This is a genomic window from Meinhardsimonia xiamenensis (assembly GCF_900102905.1).
Classification (GTDB): Bacteria; Pseudomonadota; Alphaproteobacteria; order Rhodobacterales; family Rhodobacteraceae; genus Meinhardsimonia; species Meinhardsimonia xiamenensis.
This window is the reverse complement of record NZ_FNFV01000002.1, coordinates 169,226-188,296: the sequence shown is the minus strand read 5'-3', so window position 1 is coordinate 188,296 and position 19,071 is coordinate 169,226. Positions and strand designations below refer to the sequence as shown.

The following is a 19,071-nucleotide window of genomic DNA, read 5'->3' as shown; positions in this document are numbered from 1 at the left end:
GGAAACATGCGCGCGCGCTCCGGCATCTCCGCGCCTGCCACCGATGCGCGAGAGGCCGGGGGGCGACGCCTCTGCGTCTACAACGGCGGTTTCCTGACCCAAAGGCGGATACGGCGCATTCTGGAACTCGCCGGCTGGCGCGTGGCGGTGGGCCAGCCCCGCCCGGGCGACTGGGTGGGCGTCTGGGGCCAGAGCCCGACCGCCTGGCGCGGCGAGCGGGTGGCGGCACGGCGCGGGGCGCCGATCCTGCGGGTGGAGGATGCCTTCCTGCGCTCGCTGCATCCCGGCCGCGCGGGCCGCGAGCCGCCGCTCGGGCTGCTTCTCGACCGCACCGGCGTGCATTTCGACCCCGCCCGCCCCTCCGACATCGAGACGCTTCTGGCCACCCACCCGCTCGACGACACCGCACTGCTCGACCGCGCCCGCGCCGGCATCGCGTGGCTGCGGGATGCGCATCTGTCGAAATACACCGCCTTCGACCCCGCCGCGTCCGTGCCGGCCGCGCCCTACGTTCTCGTCATCGACCAGACCCGCGGCGACGCGTCGCTGCGCGCCAGCGGCGCCGATGCCGCGACCTTCCGCGACATGCTCATCCGCGCCCGTGCCGAGCATCCGGGGCTGCCGGTTGTCATCAAGACCCACCCGGAGACGGCGGGCGGCCATCGCCCCGGCCATTTCGGCCCAGAGGATTGCGGCGAGGGCGTGACGCTGCTCACCGAACCCGTGAGCCCCTGGGCGCTCTTCGAGGGGGCGGTGGCCGTCTACACGGTTTCCTCGCAGCTCGGCTTCGAGGCGATCTTCGCGGGCCACCGGCCGCGCGTCTTTGGCCAGCCCTTCTATGCGGGCTGGGGGCTGACCGAGGATCTCACCCCCCACCCGCGCCGCGGCCGCAGGCTCACCCGCGCGCAGCTTTTCGCGGCGGCAATGATCCTCTACCCCACATGGTATGATCCCTGCCGCGACCGGCTGGCGAGCTTCGAGGAGGCCGCCGCCCAGCTCGAGTCCGAAACCCGCGCCTGGCGGGAGGATCACAACGGCCATGTGGCCGTGGGCATGCGGCTGTGGAAGCGGGGGCATCTGCAGCGCTTCTTCGGCCGCCACAAGCGCCTCGTCTTCGAGAACGATCCCGCGCGTGCGATCACACGCGCCGAACGCGAGGGGCGCGGGATTCTCGTCTGGGCCGGGAAAGCCACGAAGGAGCTTGACGCTGCACCGGTGAGAGTTGCCCGCGTCGAGGACGGCTTTCTGCGCTCGCGCGGGCTCGGGGCGGCGCTGGTGCCGCCGCTCTCGCTCGTCACCGACGATCTGGGCATCTACTATGACCCCGGCCGCGAAAGCCGGCTCGAGCGGCTCATTGCCGAGGCCGCGGCGCTGCCGCGTGAGCGGCTTGCCCGCGCCGAGGCGCTGATAGCCACGCTCACGCGCGAGCGGCTGACAAAATACAACCTCGCTGCCCGCCCCCTGCCCGCGCTGCCGCCCGGGCGGCGCATCCTCGTGCCGGGGCAGGTGGAGGATGACGCCTCCATCGAGACGGGCTGCGGCGAGATCCGCACCAATGCCGCGCTGCTCGCCGCCACCCGCGCCGCCAACCCCGAGGCGGTGATCCTCTACAAGCCGCACCCGGATGTGGAGGCGGGGTTGCGGGACGGTCAGATGAGCGAGGCCGAGGCGCTCGCGCATGCCGACATCGTGCTCGCCGAGGCCGACCCCGTGGCGCTCATCGAGGCTGTGGACGAGGTCTGGACGATGACCTCCCTCCTCGGCTTCGAGGCGCTCCTGCGCGGGCGGCAGGTGACCTGCCTCGGCGCGCCCTTCTATGCCGGCTGGGGTCTGACGCGCGACCTTGGCCCGGTGCCCGCGCGCCGGCGCGCGCGCCCGTCGCTCGCCGCGCTCGCCCATGCCGCGCTCATCGCCTATCCGCGCTATCTCGACCCCCTAACCGGCCTGCCCTGCCCGCCCGAGGTCGCCGCAGAGAGGCTCGCGCGTGGCCCCCTGCCCCGGCCGGGGCGGCTCAACCGCGCCCTCGCCAAGCTGCAGGGCGCTTTCGCAAGCCACGCATGGATCTGGCGTTGACGCGGCGGTGCCCGCTCAGATCTTCACACCGCGCCGGCCGGCCAGGTCGGTGAAATACTGCCAGGCCACGCGGCCCGAACGCGCGCCCCGCGTCGCCTGCCACTCGATCGCCTCGGCGCGCAGCGTGGCCTCGTCAATCTCGATGCCGTAGGCCTCGCAATAGCCGCGGATCATGGCAAGGTAGGCGTCCTGGCTGCAGGGGTGGAAGCCGAGCCAGAGCCCGAAGCGATCCGACAGCGAGACCTTCTCCTCGGTCGCCTCGGAGGGGTTGATGGCCGAGGAGCGCTCGTTCTCGATCATGTCGCGCGGCATCAGGTGGCGGCGGTTCGAGGTGGCATAGAACACCACGTTCTCGGGCCGGCCCTCCACGCCCCCGTCGAGCACCGCCTTGAGCGACTTGTAATGCTCGTCATCGTGCGAAAACGACAGGTCGTCGCAGAACAGCACGAAGCGATAGGCCGGAGCCTCGCGCAGAAGCGACATCAGCCGGCCGACCGAGGGGATGTCCTCGCGCTGGACCTCCACGATCTTCAGCGCGGGATATTCCGTGGACACCGCGCCATGCACCGCCTTCACCAGCGAGGACTTCCCCATCCCCCGCGCGCCCCACAGAAGCGCGTTGTTGGCAGGCAATCCCGCGGCAAAGCGGCGGGTGTTCTCAAGAAGCGTGTCGCGGACGCGGTCGATCCCCACAAGCAGGCTTATGTCGATGCGGTTGACCTTCTCCACCGGCGTGAGCCGGTCGGGCGAGGCATGCCAGACAAAGGCGCCCGCGGCATCAAAGTCGGGCGCGGTGGCCGGCGGCGGCGCAAGGCGCTCCAGCGCCTCGGCGATACGCCTGAGGGTCTCGGTCTCGCCCGTCATGCGCCCGTCTTGCCCTGCCCCTGATCCTCTTCCTCGTCGAACTCGGCATAGAGGTCGTCGAGGCTCTCGTCCTCGCCGAGAATGCCCTCCGCGCGCAGCTGCTCGTCACGGCGCCGCTCGACCCCACGGACGAGGAAGATCGAGATCTCGTAGAGCCCGTAGACCACGGAAAACAGGATCACCTGGGTGATGACATCGGGCGGGGTGACGATGGCTGCAAGCGTCAGGATGCCGACGACGGCGTACTTGCGCACATCCGCGAGCCCGCGCGAGCTGACGAGCCCGGCCTTGCCCATCAGCGTCAGAAGCACCGGGAGCTGGAAGCACAGCCCGAACGCGACGATGAACTTGATGGTGAGCTTGAGATACTCCTGCGCCGATCCCTGAAAGGCGATGCCCGCCACCGCGTCTTCCGCTCCCCCTTCGCCGAGCACGCTGCCGGGCTGCTGGAAGCCGAGGAAGAAGTCGAATGCAAGCGGCGTGACAACGTAATAGGCGAAGGCCGCGCCAAGGAAGAACATGAAGGGCGAGGCGATCAGGAACGGCAGAAAGGCGCGTTTTTCCGAACGGTAGAGCCCCGGCGCCACGAAGCGCCACATCTGGTAGCTGATGTAGGGAAAGCTCAGCACCAGCCCGCCAAGAAGCGAGATCGAGACGGCGACGAAGAAGCCTTCCTGCAGCTTGATCAGGATGAGCCCGCAATCGCTGTGGCCCCGTTCGGCCATGGCGCTGCAGAGCGGCTGGGTGAGGAAGTTGAAGATCGGGTTCCACCACGCGAAGCAGATCACCATGCCGATGATGAAGGCGATCAGCGAGCGGATGATGCGCGTCCTCAGCTCCGCCAGATGCTCGATGAGCGGCGCGGAGGTGTCGTCGATCTCGTCATCGTCCGGGCGGGCGGTCATTTCGCGTCATCCCTGGATGTGTCGCCTTCCGCGGCGCCATCGGCCGGCGAGCCACCGGCAGCCGGGGCCTTGGCGGGCGGCGTGCCGCTGGCCGCCGCGGTTTCCTCCGCGATGCGCTTGCGCGCCACTTCGGCGGCGTGCTCCCGGATCCGGCGCGCCACCTCGGCCCGCTCCTCGCTGAGCCTGCCCGCCGCGGATCCCGCCGACGCGGTCGCGCCCTCGCCCGGCTCGGCCTTCGCCGCGCCCTCCTTGCCGCCCTTCTTCAACGCCGCCTTGGGGTCCCATTTCTCGAAACGGTCGGCGGCCTCATTGAGCCGGTCGAGCCCTAGCCTGGTCGGCGAAGTGGCCTTGCGCAGATCACCCGCCACCTTGTTGATCTCGCCCACGCCCGCCTCGTCGGCCGCCTCGTTCATCGCCCGCTGGAAGTCGCGCGCCATGGCCCGCATCTTGGCCGTGAACCGCCCCAGCGTGCGGAACATGCCCGGCAGGTCCTTCGGACCCACCACGATCAGCGCCACGATGGCGATGAGCAGAAGCTCACTCCAGCCGATGTCGAACACCGCCGCCGCCTCCTCGGAAGGGGGCCGCCCCGGTCATGGGGCGACGCTCAGGCCTTGTCCTTCTGTTCCTCGGGCGCGACTTCCTTGGCCGCGGCGGAGGCATCCTCGATTTCCTTCTGCCCCTCGCTCACCCCGCGCTTGAAGGCGGTGATGCCCTTGCCCACCTCGCCCATCAGCGCCGAGATCTTGCCGCGGCCGAAAAGCACCAGCACCACGATCGCGATCAGAAGAAGGCCGGGAAGGCCGATATTGTTCAGCATGGGTCTCTCTCCCAGAGCCGGGCGCCACGCGCCCCATCCGCAATACCGCGCTATGTAGGGCCAAGCCGGGGCACGGAAAAGCGCCAAATGCAGGTTCGGCGGCATTTTCGCCCGCTTTCGGGGGCGCGCGGGCGCTTGGCGGCAAACTCCTGACGGGATAATGTCAGTTGTGCAGGGAATAAAGGGCGAAACCGCGCGAGATGACCAGCGAATCACCTGTCACGACACGGCCCGGCCGGCGCGCCGACCGGCTGATCGCGCTCATCGCCATAATGCGCGACGGGCGGCTGCATCGCGGCGCCGACCTCGCGCGCCGGCTCGGAGTTTCCACTCGCACCATCTGGCGCGACATGGAGGCCCTGATGCGTTCGGGCGTGCCGGTCGCGGGCGAGCGTGGCATCGGCTACCGGATGACGGCGCCCGTCACCCTGCCGCCGCTCAACCTCACGCTCACCGAGCTCGAGGCGTTGCATCTGGGGCTGGCGGCGGTGAGCGCTGCGGCCGACGATGACGAACTGCGCGGGGCCGCACGCAGCCTCGCGGCCAAGCTCGACGCGGTGCTGCCCGAAGAGCACGACGCCCCCGCCAGCGGCTGGAATTTCGCCATTCACCCCTTTGCCGATGCCGCGCCCGGCTTTCGCCACCTTCCCCGGCTGCGCGCGGCGATCCGCTCGCGCCAGAAGCTGGCGATCGAACATCGCGCGCTTGACGGACGCGACAGCGCCCGGGTGATCCGCCCGCTCGAGCTTGACTACTGGGGCAGGGTCTGGACGGTCACCGCCTGGTGCGAGACGGCACGCGACTTTCGCATCTTCCGCGCCGACCGCATCCTCTCGGTCCGCGCCCTGCCGGCACTCTTCGTGGAGGAGCAGGGGAAGACGCTCGCGGATTTCCGCGCGCGTCGCGAGGCCGGGACGGCAGCGGGGGTGGAGGAGGGGCTGTAGCGTGCCGCCCTTGCGCTTGCGCCACGGGGGCGCAAGACTGCCCGCCAATGCTGCCGCTGGAGCCTCGCCATGCCCCTCGAACGTCTCGATCACGTCAACATCCGCACCGCCAACCTCGAGACGATGGTGGAATGGTACGGCCGTGTGCTCGACATGCATCCCGGCCCGCGGCCCGACTTTCCCTTCCCCGGCGCCTGGCTCTACGTGGGCAACCAGGCGGTGGTTCATCTCGTCGGGGTGAGAGAGCAGCCGCAGACGCGCGAGCCCAGGCTCGAGCATTTCGCCATCACCGCAACCGGGCTGCGGGAGTTCGTGGAGCGGCTCGAGACGGAAGGCGTGCCCTACACGCTCGACCGCGTGCCGGGAATGCCGATCGTGCAGGTGAACCTCGCCGACTGTGACGGCAATCACATCCACGTCGACTTCGACGCGCTCGAGCTCGAAGCGCTCGAGCACGCCCGGGGGCCCGCCTGACCGGGAGCGGCGGCGGCCGCAGGCGTCACTTGTCAGCCGACGGTCAGCGGGGCGCAGCGGCGCCGGCGTCGGCCAACGCCTCGGCCGCAGCATCGGTTTCGCCTTCGCGCACGAGCCCGGTATGCGAGATCTCGGGCGAGGAAGGAAACACGAAGCAACGATCCCGCCGGAAAGCCACCCACAGAGGCGTACCGGGTTTGGGCAGAAACACCGAGGGCACGCTCGCGCGCAGGATCGAACCGTCATAGTCCATCCGCAGCTCGACAAGGCTCTCGGCGCCCAGAAACCGCGCCCGTACCACCACGCCGCGCGCCCATGTGCCCTCTTGAGGAGTGGGCGCGGGGCCGCGCCCGCCGCGGTCGAGGTCGAGCTTGAGGTGCTGGGGGCGGATGACGATGTCCACCATCGTTCCATCGGGGATGCCGGGGGCGAGAAACTGGCCGAAGGGGGTGTCGGTCAGCGCCCCGCGCACCACCCCGCGGATCACGTTGAGATCGGAAAAGAAAGCCGCCGCAGCCTGATCCACCGGCGCGTTGTAGACGTTGTAGGGCGCGCCCTTCTGCACGATCCGCCCGCCGCGCATCAGCGCGATCTCGTCGGCCATGCGCATCGCCTCTTCCGGCTCGTGGGTGACGAGAAGCACCGCCGCCCCCTCCTCCTTGAGGATGTCGAGCGTCTCGTCGCGGATCCCGTCGCGCAGCCGGTTGTCGAGGCCCGAGAAAGGCTCGTCCATGAGCATGACCCGAGGCCGCGGCGCAAGCGCGCGGGCGAGCGCGACACGCTGCTGCTCGCCGCCCGAAAGCTCGTGGGGATAGGCGTCAATGTAGCGCTCAAGCCGTACGCGCCGCAAAAGCTCCTCGACGCGGGCCCGCTTCTCCGCCCTGCTGCCCGAGGTCAGCCCGAAGGCCACATTCTCGGCCACCGAGAGATGCGGAAACAATGCGAAGTCCTGAAACATCAGCCCGATGCCACGCCGCTCGGGCGGCACATGCAGGCCCGGCGCGGTCATCTCCTCGCCATCGACGATGACGCGCCCCGCATCCGCCGTCTCCACGCCGGCGATGATGCGCAGCGTGGTGCTCTTTCCGCAGCCCGAGGGCCCCAGAAGGCAGGTCACCTGCCCCGGCATCACCGTCAGGGAGACGTCCTTCACCACCGGCCGCCCCCCGAAGGAGCGGGTCAGCCCCTCGACCTGAAGCCGCGGCGTCTCCCCCGCCGGGGCGGGGGGCTGAAGGGTGGGGGCATTCGTGCTCGCCTTTGTCGCCAAGGGGCACCTTTCCTGATCGAAGCGCTAAGGTTTATGCCGACCAGATAGAGAGGCCACGCCCTCCCCGCAAGGCCGGAGAGGCGGCGCTGCGGCCCGCCTCAGATCGTGGCGTTCACGTTGCCGCCGTCGAGAAGCACGTTCTGGCCCACCATGAAGCCCGCAAACTGCGAGCACATGAAGGCGCAGGTGGCGCCGAACTCCTCCACCGTTCCGTAGCGGCCCGCCGGGATCTCGGCCTGCACCCGCCTGGTCGCCTCCTCAACCGAGATGCCCTCCCGCTCGGCGATGGCGCGGTCAAGCGCGAAGCGGCGCTCCGTGGCGTGGCTTCCGGGCAGGAGATTGTTCACCACCACGCCGTATTTCGCCACCTGCCGCGACATCCCGGCAACGAAACCCGTGAGCCCCGTGCGCGCCGAGTTCGACAGGCCAAGTATCGGGATCGGCGCCTTCACCGACTGGCTGGTGATGTTGACCACCCTGCCCCAGCGCCGCTCGATCATCCCCGGCACCAGCGCCTGCATGAGCGCGATCGGGGTGAGCATGTTGGCGTCGAGCGCCTTGATGAAGTCCTCGCGCGTCCAGTCCGTCCACATCCCCGGTGGCGGGCCGCCGGCGTTGGTGACAAGGATGTCAGCACCCTCGGCAGCAGCAATGACGCGGGCGCGGTCATCCTCGGCGGTGATGTCCCCGGCCACGGTGGTCACCGGCACACCGAAATCGGCGCGGATGGCCTCGGCCGCCTCCTCAAGCGCCTCCGCCCCGCGCGCGTTCATCACAAGCTCCACCCCGGCCTCCGCGAGGGCACGCGCGCAGCCAAGCCCGAGCCCCCTTGAACTGGCCGTCACCAATGCCTTGCGGCCCCGAATCCCGAGATCCATCGCCTTGCCTCCGCAGCCTTGCGCGCTCCTGTTTCTGCGCCCGCTCTCGAGCGCCTCTCATGGGCCTAGCATCCGCGCCAGCGCGGCGGAAGGGCCGATTCGCGCGCAGGCAGGCCCCGGGCCTGGGCGGCCGCACTCTCGCGGCCGCGGAAGACCGATTCGCCGCGGCGGGCGGGGCCACGCGCGGAAGGCGACGGTTCAGGCAATGGAACCAATCCGCGGCGAATACCGGAATTGGCGAGCATGACGCCACGGCAAACGCGATTGAGCCGCATTTCCGCGTTGGGGATTTGCCCCGTGCCTTCCCGCCCCGTATTCTCGGGGCCATCGCAGAAATCAGAATGGCGCGCCGCAAGTGGCCCGGGAGCCCGCAGTCGAGGGCTCAGAGGCCTGATCGCGCCGTCAAGGACTGTTTGAAGGTTTAGTGATGAGTGCCTCGCCTTACAGACCCGGCCAGCGTGATGAGCGGGCACACATGCGCTCCGGTTCCAGGCGACGGCGTCTCTCGGTGTATCCGGCCGAGGCGTTCCGGGTGGTTGACGGCGCCAATCTCGGCGACCCGATCGGCGAGGCGAATGAACTCGTTCCGGGCGATGTGTATGCGCTGAGCCGGGGCGCGCGACAGTTCGAGCTGACCGTGGCCGTCGGCAGGAGCATGACGCTGCTGCGCGTGGCCGAAAGCTCGCCCGCCGGCCGGGCGGGTGCACGCGTCGTCATCGACTGCTGCGCCACCTTCATGGCGCTTGATGGCACCACGGTCGAAGCGCTGATCCTTGCCGAACTCGACGCCGGCGAGCAACACACGGCGCAGCTGTGGCTGATGCCGTTTTCACCGCCGGCGGAGAAGACGGACTATGCCCTCGTCGCCATTGACCGCCGCTCGGGCGCGGAACGCCTCGCGGAACTTGGCTGCCTGAGCTTCGCGCGCGGCACGCGCATCACCCTTGCGAACGGCGAACAGCGCCCCGTGGAGGAACTTCGCCCCGGCGACATGGTTCTGACGCGCAATCATGGAGCCCAGCCCCTGCGCTGGATCGGCGCGCGCGTGCGGCGCGCGAGCGGGGCATTCGCGCCCATCGTCATCGCCAGGGGCGTGCTCAACAACGAGCGCGAGCTCATCCTCAGCCCCGGCCAGCGGGTCTTCGTCTACCAGCGGCGCGATCTGCTCGGCACCGGGCGGCGCGAGGTGTTCGTGCCCGCGAGCATGCTGGTCAATGGCCGCGACGTGGTGCGGGGCGAGGGCGGTTTCGTGGAATACTTCGATCTGATGTTCGACGCTCCCGAGATCGTTTACGCCGAAGGCATCGCCACCCAGAGCTTCGCGCCGGCACCGGAGGAGGCCGAACCGATCCTTCCGCCGGCGGTGCTCGAACGCCTGCGCAGGGAAGGAGCGCGCCTGCGCGGCAGCGCCCCGGCCGTGACACTTTCGGAAGGGGCGCTGGAGCCGGAACGCGCCACCGAAATTCTGCGTCTGGCAAGCCGCGCCTGACGCGCTGGCCGCGACTTGCCGCAACTTGCCGCGCGCTCGAGGCCGCGCCTCGGCGCGCCGGACGCCTTCATCGCCGATTGCGCCCCGACCGGGCCGCGCCTATATCGCCGGCCATGCTCGACACAACCGACCCCGCCCGTTCGAACGCTCCCGTGCTCCCGCCCGAAATCGCGCGGCGGCGCACATTTGCCATCATCTCGCACCCCGATGCGGGGAAGACGACGCTGACGGAAAAGTTCCTTCTCTACGGCGGCGCCATCCAGATGGCGGGGCAGGTCCGCGCCAAGGGCGAAGCGCGGCGGACGCGCTCGGACTTCATGCAGATGGAAAAGGACCGGGGAATTTCGGTCTCGGCTTCGGCGATGTCCTTCGATTACCGCGAGTGGCGCTTCAACCTCGTGGACACGCCCGGCCACTCGGACTTCTCCGAAGACACCTACCGCACTCTGACGGCGGTGGACGCGGCGATCATGGTCATCGACGGCGCCAAGGGAGTGGAGAGCCAGACGAAGAAGCTCTTCGAGGTCTGCCGGCTGCGTGATCTGCCGATCCTGACCTTCTGCAACAAGATGGACCGGGAGGCGCGCGACACCTTCGAGATCATCGACGAGATCCAGGAAAGCCTCGCCATCGACGTCACGCCGGCAAGCTGGCCCATCGGCTCCGGAGCCGACTTCATCGGCTGCTATGACGTGCTGGGCGACCGGCTGGAGCTGATGAACCGGGCCGACCGCAACCGCGTGGCCGAGTCGATCGTGATGGAGGGGCTCGACGACCCGCGCATGGCCGAACATGTGCCCGCCGAGTTGCTCGAAAGGCTGCGCGACGAGCTGGAGATAGCCAAGGGCCTTCTGCCGCCCTTCGACCGGCAGGCGTTTCTGGAAGGGCACCTGACGCCGATCTGGTTCGGCTCGGCGATCAACTCCTTTGGCGTGAAGGAGCTGATGGAGGGCATCGGCCGCTACGGCCCCGTGCCCCAGCCCCAGCGCGCCGAGCCGCGCCAGATCAGCCCCGAGGAGCCCGCCGTCACCGGCTTCGTCTTCAAGGTGCAGGCCAACATGGACCCCAAGCACCGCGACCGCGTGGCCTTCCTGCGGCTGGCCTCGGGGCATTTCCGGCGCGGCATGAAGCTCACCCATGTGCGCACGAAGAAGGCGATGACGGTGTCGAACCCGGTGCTGTTTCTCGCCGCCGACCGCGAGCTTGCCGAGGAGGCCTGGGCGGGCGACATCATCGGCATCCCCAACCACGGCCAGCTCAGGATCGGCGACACGCTGACCGAGGGCGAGGCGCTGCGGGTCACCGGCATTCCCAGCTTTGCGCCGGAGCTTCTGCAGGTCTGCCGGGCGGGCGATCCGATGAAGGCCAAGCATCTGGACAAGGCGCTGATGCAATTCGCCGAGGAAGGCGCGGCCAAGGTGTTCCGCCCGGCCGTCGGCTCGGGCTTCATCGTGGGTGTCGTGGGCGCGCTGCAGTTCGACGTGCTGGCGAGCCGCATCGAGCTTGAATACGGGTTGCCGGTGCGCTTCGAACCCAGCCAGTTCACCTCGGCGCGCTGGGTGTCGGGGCCAAGGGAGGTGCTCGAGCGGTTCATGGCCGCCAACAGGGGCCACATGGCCACCGACCATGACGGCGACCCGGTCTATCTCACCCGCCTGCAATGGGACATCGACCGGATCGAGCGCGACTACCCCGAGCTCACCCTTTCGGCGACAAAGGAAATGATGGTCTGAGGCGATGGCCCGCGCGCACCCGACTCCGGCAGAGATCGAGGATGCGCTGCATGCCACGCTGGCCGCGCTGGAGGAGATCGCCCACGGCGGGCGGGTGACGGTGGGCGAGATGATCGCGCGGCTCGGCGGCCGCGCCTACGGCCCGCTGATGGTGCTGCTTGGTCTGCTTGTGGTGCTGCCCACGGGCATGATCCCCGGTGTCCCGGCGCTCGTGGGCCTCGGCGCGCTGGCGCTGGGGCTGCAGATGCTCACGGCCCACCCCTCGCCGTGGCTGCCCCGGCGTCTGCGCGAGATCGAGCTCGGCGAGCAGAGAGTGGCGCGGATGGTTGCGCGCTGGCTGCCGCGGCTCATGCAGATCCGGCGGGTGCTGAGGCCGCGCATGACCCTGATCGCCGAAGGCGCCATCGGGCGGCAGATTGCCGGGCTCGCCGCCGGCCTCGCGGGTCTGATCATGGTGCCGCTGGGCTTCATCCCGTTTCTTCCCTTCGTACTCGGCCTCGCCCTCGTCATCATCGGTCTTGCGCTGGCCGCGCGTGACGGGCTGGCCATGCTGGCCGGATGCGCCGTTTTCGTGCCGGCAGGCTGGATCCTTCTTGGCCGACTGCTGATGCTGATTGGCTAGCCATCGGCGCCGAGGAATCCGCCCCGCGATGCGCCACAAACCGCGCTCTTGAGCGTGAAAGGGGTAGAAATCGGTCTGAAAATGCCCATGTCTGGTGCAATATGGGGTGAATAGGGCGCCTTGAGCTTGACCTGAGAGGCAAGCTGGCCTAACCCGTTGGCCCCATGGACACAGACGAAGACCGGCAATCCGGCCGGTCAGGCCGCGCAGACAGCGGCCACCCGACAAGCCGCTGACGCGAAGGACATCAATGTCAGGATTTGACGATCTGGGGCTGGACCCCAAGGTTCTCCGGGCCGTGAAGGACGCCGGATACGAAAACCCCACACCCATTCAGGCCGAGGCGATCCCGGCCGCACTGCAGGGCCGCGACGTGCTGGGCATCGCCCAGACCGGCACCGGCAAGACGGCAAGCTTCACGCTGCCGATGATCACGCTTCTGGCCAAGGGCCGGGCGCGGGCGCGGATGCCGCGCAGCCTCGTTCTCTGCCCCACCCGCGAACTTGCCGCGCAGGTGGCCGAGAACTTCGACATCTACGCCAAGCATGTGAAGCTCACCAAGGCGCTCCTGATCGGCGGGGTGAGCTTCAAGGAGCAGGAGGCGCTCATCGACCGCGGCGTTGACGTGCTCATCGCCACGCCGGGCCGGCTGCTCGACCATTTCGAGCGCGGCAAGCTGCTCTTGACGGGCGTGCAGATCATGGTGGTGGACGAAGCCGACCGCATGCTCGACATGGGCTTCATCCCAGACATCGAGCGCATCTTCAAGCTCACCCCCTTCACCCGGCAGACGCTGTTCTTCTCGGCCACCATGGCGCCCGAGATCGAGCGCATCACCAACATGTTCCTGCAGGCGCCGGTGAAGGTGGAGGTCGCGCGCCAGGCCACCGCCTCGGAGACGATCGAGCAGGAGGCGATCCACTTCCGCCCCTCCCGCCGCGACCGTGCCGCGAAGGAAAAGCGCGAGCTTCTGCGCGCCGCGCTCAGGCGCGAGGGCGAGAGCTGCAAGAACGCCATCGTCTTCTGCAACCGCAAGGTCGATGTCGACATCGTCGCCAAGAGCCTCAGGAAGCACGGCTTTGACGCCGCGCCCATCCATGGCGATCTCGACCAGTCGCAGCGCATGCGCACGCTGGAGGCCTTCCGGGATGGCGAGCTGCGCATTCTCGTCGCCTCCGACGTCGCCGCGCGCGGGCTCGACATCCCCGATGTGAGCCATGTGGTCAACTTCGACGTGCCCACCCACCCCGAGGATTACGTGCACCGCATCGGCCGTACCGGCCGGGCCGGGCGCTCGGGCAAGGCGATCACGCTGGTGGCGCCGTCGGACGAGAAATACCTCGAGGCGATCGAGAAGCTCATCGCCAAGCCCATTCCGAAGGGCGAGAACCCGCTCGGCACGCCATCCGGGCCCGAAGCTGCCCCGCAAGCCGAAAAGGCCGAGTCTGCCTGCGGGGAGAAGCCGCGCAAGCGCCGCAGCCGCGGCGGCCGGGGCCGCAAGCGAGAGGAGCCGGCGCCAGCCGATGCCGCGGCGCCGGACAAGGCGACAGCCGACGCCAGCGCCGGCGACACGGCCGAGACGTCTCCCGAGCAGCAGGCTGACACCGGCGCCGAGGCAAGAACCGGAAAGGCCGAGCCGCGAGTGGCGGCGGACAAGCCCGCCCGCAAGTCGCGCACGCGAAAAGACGCGGCCAACGGTCGAGACGAGGCGGTCGTCGGCATGGGCGACCACATGCCGAGTTTCATCGCCTTGAGCTTCGACGATCGCTGCGCCCGCTGACCGCGCGCGGCGATCGCGGCGCCCCGGTGCAGCTCCGCCCTTGACGCGGGGCCGCTTCGGCCCGAAAGAAGGTCGCCATGGCAGGCGGACATCTCGACATCGACCTTGACGCGATCGTCGCCAACTGGCGCGCGCTCGACGCTCTTTCCGCGCCCGAGGTCGAAACGGGCGTCACCATCAAGGCCGACGCCTACGGCCTCGGTGCCGGCCCGGTGGCCGAGGCGCTGGCAGAGGCGGGCGCAGGGCGTTTCTTCATCGCCCAGGCGGAGGAAGGCGAGGCGATCCGCGAGGCGGTGGGGCCAGGGCCCCTCGTCTATGTCTATTCCGGCCACATGGAAGGCGACACCGAGGCGATCGGCGATCTCGGCCTGATCCCGGTGCTCAACTCCATCGAGCAGATGACGCGCCATTTCGAGCGCCTGCCGCGCCACCCCTTCGCCATCCAGCTCGACACCGGCATGAACCGGCTCGGCATGGAGCCCGCCGAATGGCTTGCGGTGCGCGATCTGGTCATCCAGCAGCGGCCGCATTTCGTGATGAGCCATCTCGCTTGCGCGGACGAGCCCGAGCACCCGATGAACGCCCGCCAGCTCGCCCTGTTCCGCGAACTGACCGAGGGGCTTTCGGTGCCGCGCTCGCTTGCGGCCACGGGCGGCATCCTGCTCGGCCCCGAGTATCACTTCGACATCACCCGCCCCGGCATCGGCCTCTATGGCGGCCTGCCCTTCGAGGACGCCCGGCCGGTGGTGGTGCTCTCGCTCCCCGTCATCCAGACCCGCAGCCTCGAGCCGGGCGAGACCGTGGGCTATGCCAACACTTGGGAGGCGGAGGTGCCGACGCGCCTTGCCACCGTCTCGGCCGGCTATGCCGATGGGCTCATGCGCGCGCTCTCCAATCGCGCCATGCTGTTTGCCGACGGTGTCCCCTGCCCGCTTGTCGGGCGGGTGTCGATGGATCTCATCACCGTCGACATCACCCATCTCGACCGCGACCCCGAGACGCTCGAAATTCTCTGCCCCGAGCAAAGCATCGACGATCTCGCCGCCGCGGCCGACACGATCGGCTACGAGATCCTCACCGCGCTCGGCAACCGCTACACCCGGCGCTACCGGCGGAGTGAAAAATGAAGGGCGCGCGGCTCCTCGACCCGCTGGCGGGGCTTGGCGCCTCCACCCTCGGCCTTCTTGCGGCGATCGGCCGGGTGGCCTTCTACCTCGCCAGCACGCTGAGCCATGTCCTGCGCCCGCCCTTCTACCCGCGTGAGTTTCTCGCCCAGCTCATGGTGATCGGCTATTTCTCGCTGCCGGTGGTTGGGCTCACCGCGCTTTTCACCGGCGGCGCGCTGGCGTTGCAGATCTATGTGGGCGGGGCGCGCTTCAACGCCGAAAGCGTGGTGCCGCAGATCGTGGCCATCGGCATGGTGCGCGAGCTTGGCCCCGTGCTGACGGGGCTGATGGTCGCCGGGCGCGTGGCCTCCTCCATCGCCGCGGAGATCGGCACCATGAAGGTGACCGAGCAGATCGACGCGCTTGTCACGCTCTCTACCAACCCGATGAAGTATCTCACCGTTCCGCGCGTGCTTGCCGCCACCATCGCCCTTCCGGTGCTCGCGGCGGTGGGTGACGCCATCGGCATCTTCGGCGGCTATCTCGTCGGCATCACCCGGCTTGACCTCAACGCCGCCACCTACCTCAAGAACACCGCCGATTTCCTCGAGACGGCCGACGTCATCTCCGGCCTCGTCAAGGCCGCCGTCTTCGGTTTCATCGTGGCGCTGATGGGCTGCTATCACGGCATGAACTCGGGCCGCGGCGCCCAAGGGGTGGGGCGGGCGACAACCAACGCCGTGGTCTCCTCGTCGGTGCTGATCATGGGCGCCAACTACCTGCTCACCCAGCTCTTCTTCGCCACATGATCGAGCTCATCGACGTTCACAAGTCCTTCGGGAAGAAGCACGTCCTCAAAGGCGTGAACCTTCGGGTCGAGAAGGGCGAGTCGATGGTCATCATCGGCGGCTCGGGCACCGGCAAGTCGGTGCTGCTGAAATGCATCCTCGGCCTCGTGCGCCCCGAGAAGGGCCGCATCCTTCTCGACGGGCAGGACGCGATCCGCCCTTCCGACCGCGACGCCTTCCTCGCCCGCTTCGGCATGCTGTTCCAGGGCGGCGCGCTGTTCGATTCGCTTCCCGTCTGGCAGAACGTCGCCTTCCGGCTCCTGCGCGGCGCGCTCAAGCGCCCGCGCGAGGAGGCCCGCCGCATCGCCATCGACAAGCTGGCCCGCGTCGGCCTCGGCGCCGACACGGCCGACCTCTACCCCGCCGAGCTGTCGGGCGGCATGCAGAAGCGCGTGGGCCTTGCGCGCGCCATCGCCGCCGAGCCCGAGATCATCTTCTTCGACGAGCCCACCACCGGGCTCGACCCGATCCTCGCAGGCGTCATCAACCGCCTCATCCGCGGCATCGTCGAGGAGATGGGCGCCACCGCCGTCACCATCACCCATGACATGACCAGCGTCCGCGCCATCGCCGACCGCGTGGCGATGCTGCATGACGGGGTCATCCAGTGGGTCGGCCCCGTCAGCCAGCTCGACAATTCCGGCAACCCATACGTGGACCAGTTCGTCCACGGCCGCGAGGAGGGGCCGATCGAGGCGCTCCGCTGATGCGCACCGCCCTCACCCTTGCCAACCTCGGCCTTCTCGTCCTCTTCCCCCTCTCCTGGTTCGCGCCGCTCCTGCGCGCGGGCTTCCTGCCCCTCTTCGGCCTCTCCGAGATCAGCGTCGTCTCCGGCCTGCAGGCGCTCTGGCAGACGGATGTGCTTCTCGCCCTCATCGTCACCGCCTTCGCCCTCTTTGCACCGATGGCCAAGACGATCGGCCTCGCCCTCGTCCATTTCCGCCTCGCCTCGCCCAGCCTGCTGCCCGCGCTCGCCCTGCTCGGAAAGCTTGCGATGGCCGACATCTTCCTCGCCGCCATCTACATCGTGGTCATCAAGGGCATCGGCGTCGGCCGGGTCGAAACCGCCTGGGGCCTCTATCTGTTCACGGCATGTGTCCTCGCGAGCCTCGCCATCTCCACCCTCACGGCGCGGCAGCAGAAGCAGCGCTGAGACGGCCTCATCATCCTGGCCCAAATACCCCCGCCGGAGGCATGAAATCGCCGCGCAGCGGCATGCCGCCTTGCACGCCCGCGCCGCGGCGGTGCAGATAACGCCATGGCCCGTGCACCAGCCTTTGTCTGTTCCGAATGTGGCGCCCGCCACGCCAAGTGGTCGGGCCGCTGCGACGCCTGCGGCGCGTGGAACACCATCGCCGAGGAGGCGCCACTCTCCACTTCGCCGGGGCGCGGCGCGCTCGGGGCCGCGCGCGGGCGGGCCGTGCCGCTCGTCGATCTCGCTGGCGCCGAGCCCCCGCCGCCGCGTGCGGCCTCGGGGCTTGACGAACTCGACCGGGTGCTGGGCGGCGGGCTGGTGCCCGGCTCGGCGGTGCTGGTGGGAGGCGATCCGGGCATCGGGAAATCGACGCTGCTCCTGCAGGCCGCCGCGCGCTTTGCCGCCCAGGGGCTTGGCACCGTCTATGTCTCGGGCGAAGAGGCGGCCGCACAGGTGCAGCTGCGCGCGCGCCGGCTCGGGCTTGGCACGGCGCCGGTGCGCCTTGCCGCCGAGACAAGCCTGCGCGACATCCTCACCACGCTCGAGGACGTGCGCCCCGGCCTTGCGGTCATCGATTCCATCCAGACGCTCTGGGCCGACACGGTGGAGGCCGCGCCCGGATCGGTGGCGCAGCTGCGGGCGGTGGCTCATGAGCTTGTCCGCTTTGCCAAGCGCACCGGAACGGCGGTGATTCTCGTCGGCCACGTCACCAAGGAAGGCCAGATCGCCGGGCCGCGCGTCGTCGAGCACATGGTCGACACGGTGCTCTATTTCGAGGGCGAACGCGGCCATCCCTTCCGCATCCTGCGCAGCGTCAAGAACCGCTTCGGCCCGGCCGACGAAATCGGCGTGTTCGAGATGACCGGGGCGGGGCTTGTCGAGGTGGCCAACCCCTCGGCGCTGTTTCTCTCCGAGCGCGGCGAGGCACAGCCCGGCGCGGCGGTCTTTGCCGGCATCGAGGGCACGCGGCCGGTGCTGGTGGAGTTTCAGGCCCTCGTCGCCCCCGCCCCGCCGGGCCAGTCGCGCCGCTCGGTGGTGGGCTGGGATGCCGGCCGCTTGGCGATGATTCTCGCCGTGCTCGAGGCGCGATGCGGCATCCCCTTCGCCGGGCTCGACGTCTATCTCAATGTCGCGGGCGGGCTCAAGGTGAGCGAGCCGGCGGCCGATCTCGCCGTCGCCGCGGCGCTGCTCTCGGCGCGGGAGGATGTCGCGCTGCCGCCCGAGACGGTGGTTTTCGGCGAGATCAGCCTCTCGGGCGCGCTGCGGCCCGTGAGCCAGACCGAAAACAGGTTGAAAGAGGCACACAAACTTGGTTTCACCAGCGCCATCGCGCCGCAGCGCAGCCGCACCGGAGCGGTAGCGGGTATCACCGTCACGGCCTTTTCCGATCTGGCCGGATTCGTGGGCGAGGTCTTCGGGGCGGGTTGAGCGGGGCCGGAGGCAGACGAGGGCAGGAGCGGGAACAGCGATGGAAGGCTTCACGATCATCGACGCGGTCGCCGCGGCCGTGATTCTCCTCTCGGCGCTTCTGGCCTGGTCGCGCGGCTTCGTGCGCGAGGCGATGGCGATTCTGGGCTGGATCGCGGCGGCCGTGGTCGCCTTCATCTTCGCCCCCAGCGTCGCGCCGATCGTGCGCGAGATCCCTTATGTCGGGGATTTCCTCTCGGACAGCTGCGAGCTGTCGATGATCGCCTCCTTCGCCGTCGTCTTTGCGTTGGCGCTGGTGGTGGTGTCGCTCTTCACGCCCCTGTTCTCGAGCGCGGTGCGCAACTCGGCGCTGAGCGGGCTCGATCAGGGCCTTGGATTCCTGTTCGGCGTGGCGCGCGGGGTTCTGCTGGTGGCGGTCGCGCTTGTCGTCTACGACCGCGTGGTGCTGAACGAGACCGTGCCGATTGTCGACAACAGCCGCACCGCGCAGGTGTTCCGCAACATCGAGGGGGCGCTTGACGAGGCCATCCCCGACAGCGCGCCCTCGTGGATCGTGGCGCGCTACGAGGAGCTTGTCGGCGGCTGCAGCGGCGGTGCGGCGGAACCGCGCTGACGCGCGGTGCCTCCGGCGGGGGTATTTGCACC

The 19,071-nt window shown here is 69.2% G+C and carries 19 protein-coding genes; 13 read left to right on the top strand and 6 right to left on the bottom strand.

What is annotated here, in order from left to right; all coding sequences use genetic code 11:
* Positions 1–6: 6 nt before the first annotated feature.
* A complete protein-coding gene (locus tag BLQ14_RS04795) occupies positions 7–2,073 on the top strand; it encodes a capsular polysaccharide biosynthesis protein (protein WP_092498808.1) in 2,067 nt (688 codons plus the stop codon).
* 15 nt (positions 2,074–2,088) lie between these two features.
* Here BLQ14_RS04795 and BLQ14_RS04790 read toward each other — a convergent pair whose 3' ends face one another.
* Genes BLQ14_RS04790 through BLQ14_RS04775 form a run of 4 tightly spaced genes read right to left on the bottom strand, consistent with a single transcriptional unit; the run spans position 2,089 to position 4,662 of the window.
* Complete coding sequence (locus tag BLQ14_RS04790; RefSeq protein WP_092498806.1) at positions 2,089–2,937, bottom strand: ATP-binding protein; 849 nt, start codon at positions 2,935–2,937, stop codon at positions 2,089–2,091.
* Positions 2,934–3,842, bottom strand: coding sequence for a twin-arginine translocase subunit TatC (gene tatC, locus BLQ14_RS04785; protein ID WP_092498804.1), 909 nt, complete (start codon positions 3,840–3,842; stop codon positions 2,934–2,936). The genes BLQ14_RS04790 and tatC overlap by 4 nt, the downstream gene beginning before the upstream one ends.
* On the bottom strand, positions 3,839–4,402 hold the full coding sequence (gene tatB, locus BLQ14_RS04780) for a Sec-independent protein translocase protein TatB (RefSeq protein WP_092498802.1): 564 nt from the start codon (positions 4,400–4,402) through the stop codon (positions 3,839–3,841). The genes tatC and tatB overlap by 4 nt, the downstream gene beginning before the upstream one ends.
* 47 nt (positions 4,403–4,449) lie before the next feature.
* Entirely contained in the window at positions 4,450–4,662 is a 213-nt protein-coding gene (locus BLQ14_RS04775; protein ID WP_092498800.1) for a twin-arginine translocase TatA/TatE family subunit, read from the bottom strand.
* Between the two features lie 200 nt (positions 4,663–4,862).
* Here BLQ14_RS04775 and BLQ14_RS04770 point away from each other — a divergent pair, with 200 nt between their 5' ends.
* Positions 4,863–5,606 (top strand): helix-turn-helix transcriptional regulator, encoded by a 744-nt coding sequence (locus BLQ14_RS04770; RefSeq protein WP_092498798.1) that lies wholly within the window; start codon positions 4,863–4,865, stop codon positions 5,604–5,606.
* Between the two features lie 69 nt (positions 5,607–5,675).
* The gene (locus BLQ14_RS04765; RefSeq protein ID WP_092498796.1) at positions 5,676–6,080 is read left to right on the top strand and encodes a VOC family protein; all 405 of its coding nucleotides are present in this window, start codon (positions 5,676–5,678) and stop codon (positions 6,078–6,080) included.
* Between the two features lie 43 nt (positions 6,081–6,123).
* On the opposite strand, the gene BLQ14_RS04760 is transcribed toward BLQ14_RS04765, so the two are convergent.
* Together BLQ14_RS04760 and BLQ14_RS04755 are read right to left on the bottom strand one after the other, a co-directional pair.
* The gene (locus BLQ14_RS04760; protein ID WP_245656977.1) at positions 6,124–7,263 is read right to left on the bottom strand and encodes an ABC transporter ATP-binding protein; all 1,140 of its coding nucleotides are present in this window, start codon (positions 7,261–7,263) and stop codon (positions 6,124–6,126) included.
* 182 nt (positions 7,264–7,445) lie between these two features.
* The gene (locus BLQ14_RS04755; protein WP_092498794.1) at positions 7,446–8,225 is read right to left on the bottom strand and encodes an SDR family oxidoreductase; all 780 of its coding nucleotides are present in this window, start codon (positions 8,223–8,225) and stop codon (positions 7,446–7,448) included.
* 475 nt (positions 8,226–8,700) lie between these two features.
* Here BLQ14_RS04755 and BLQ14_RS04750 point away from each other — a divergent pair, with 475 nt between their 5' ends.
* The 10 genes from BLQ14_RS04750 to BLQ14_RS04705 all read left to right on the top strand — a co-directional run bounded on the left by BLQ14_RS04750 (position 8,701) and on the right by BLQ14_RS04705 (position 19,039).
* Positions 8,701–9,714 carry a Hint domain-containing protein gene (locus BLQ14_RS04750; RefSeq protein ID WP_170068411.1) on the top strand — a complete coding sequence of 338 codons (1,014 nt, stop codon included), beginning with the start codon at positions 8,701–8,703 and terminating at the stop codon, positions 9,712–9,714.
* Between the two features lie 113 nt (positions 9,715–9,827).
* The gene (locus BLQ14_RS04745; protein ID WP_092498790.1) at positions 9,828–11,447 is read left to right on the top strand and encodes a peptide chain release factor 3; all 1,620 of its coding nucleotides are present in this window, start codon (positions 9,828–9,830) and stop codon (positions 11,445–11,447) included.
* A 4-nt stretch (positions 11,448–11,451) separates the two neighbouring features.
* The gene (locus BLQ14_RS04740) at positions 11,452–12,069 is read left to right on the top strand and encodes an exopolysaccharide biosynthesis protein (RefSeq protein WP_092498788.1); all 618 of its coding nucleotides are present in this window, start codon (positions 11,452–11,454) and stop codon (positions 12,067–12,069) included.
* A gap of 250 nt (positions 12,070–12,319) precedes the next feature.
* Positions 12,320–13,849, top strand: a complete 1,530-nt coding sequence (locus tag BLQ14_RS04735; protein WP_092498786.1) for a DEAD/DEAH box helicase — start codon at positions 12,320–12,322, stop codon at positions 13,847–13,849.
* A gap of 77 nt (positions 13,850–13,926) precedes the next feature.
* Positions 13,927–14,976 carry an alanine racemase gene (gene alr, locus BLQ14_RS04730; protein ID WP_092498784.1) on the top strand — a complete coding sequence of 350 codons (1,050 nt, stop codon included), beginning with the start codon at positions 13,927–13,929 and terminating at the stop codon, positions 14,974–14,976.
* Complete coding sequence (locus BLQ14_RS04725) at positions 14,973–15,764, top strand: MlaE family ABC transporter permease (protein ID WP_092498782.1); 792 nt, start codon at positions 14,973–14,975, stop codon at positions 15,762–15,764. Before alr ends, BLQ14_RS04725 begins: the two co-directional genes overlap by 4 nt.
* Positions 15,761–16,510 (top strand): ABC transporter ATP-binding protein, encoded by a 750-nt coding sequence (locus BLQ14_RS04720; RefSeq protein ID WP_092498780.1) that lies wholly within the window; start codon positions 15,761–15,763, stop codon positions 16,508–16,510. The genes BLQ14_RS04725 and BLQ14_RS04720 overlap by 4 nt, the downstream gene beginning before the upstream one ends.
* Positions 16,510–16,956, top strand: coding sequence for a paraquat-inducible protein A (locus tag BLQ14_RS04715; protein ID WP_092498778.1), 447 nt, complete (start codon positions 16,510–16,512; stop codon positions 16,954–16,956). Before BLQ14_RS04720 ends, BLQ14_RS04715 begins: the two co-directional genes overlap by 1 nt.
* Before the next feature lie 105 nt (positions 16,957–17,061).
* Positions 17,062–18,426: a DNA repair protein RadA gene (gene radA, locus BLQ14_RS04710; protein WP_092498776.1), complete on the top strand. Its 1,365-nt coding sequence runs from the start codon at positions 17,062–17,064 to the stop codon at positions 18,424–18,426.
* 40 nt (positions 18,427–18,466) lie between these two features.
* Positions 18,467–19,039 carry a CvpA family protein gene (locus tag BLQ14_RS04705; protein WP_092498774.1) on the top strand — a complete coding sequence of 191 codons (573 nt, stop codon included), beginning with the start codon at positions 18,467–18,469 and terminating at the stop codon, positions 19,037–19,039.
* Positions 19,040–19,071 lie beyond the last annotated feature (32 nt).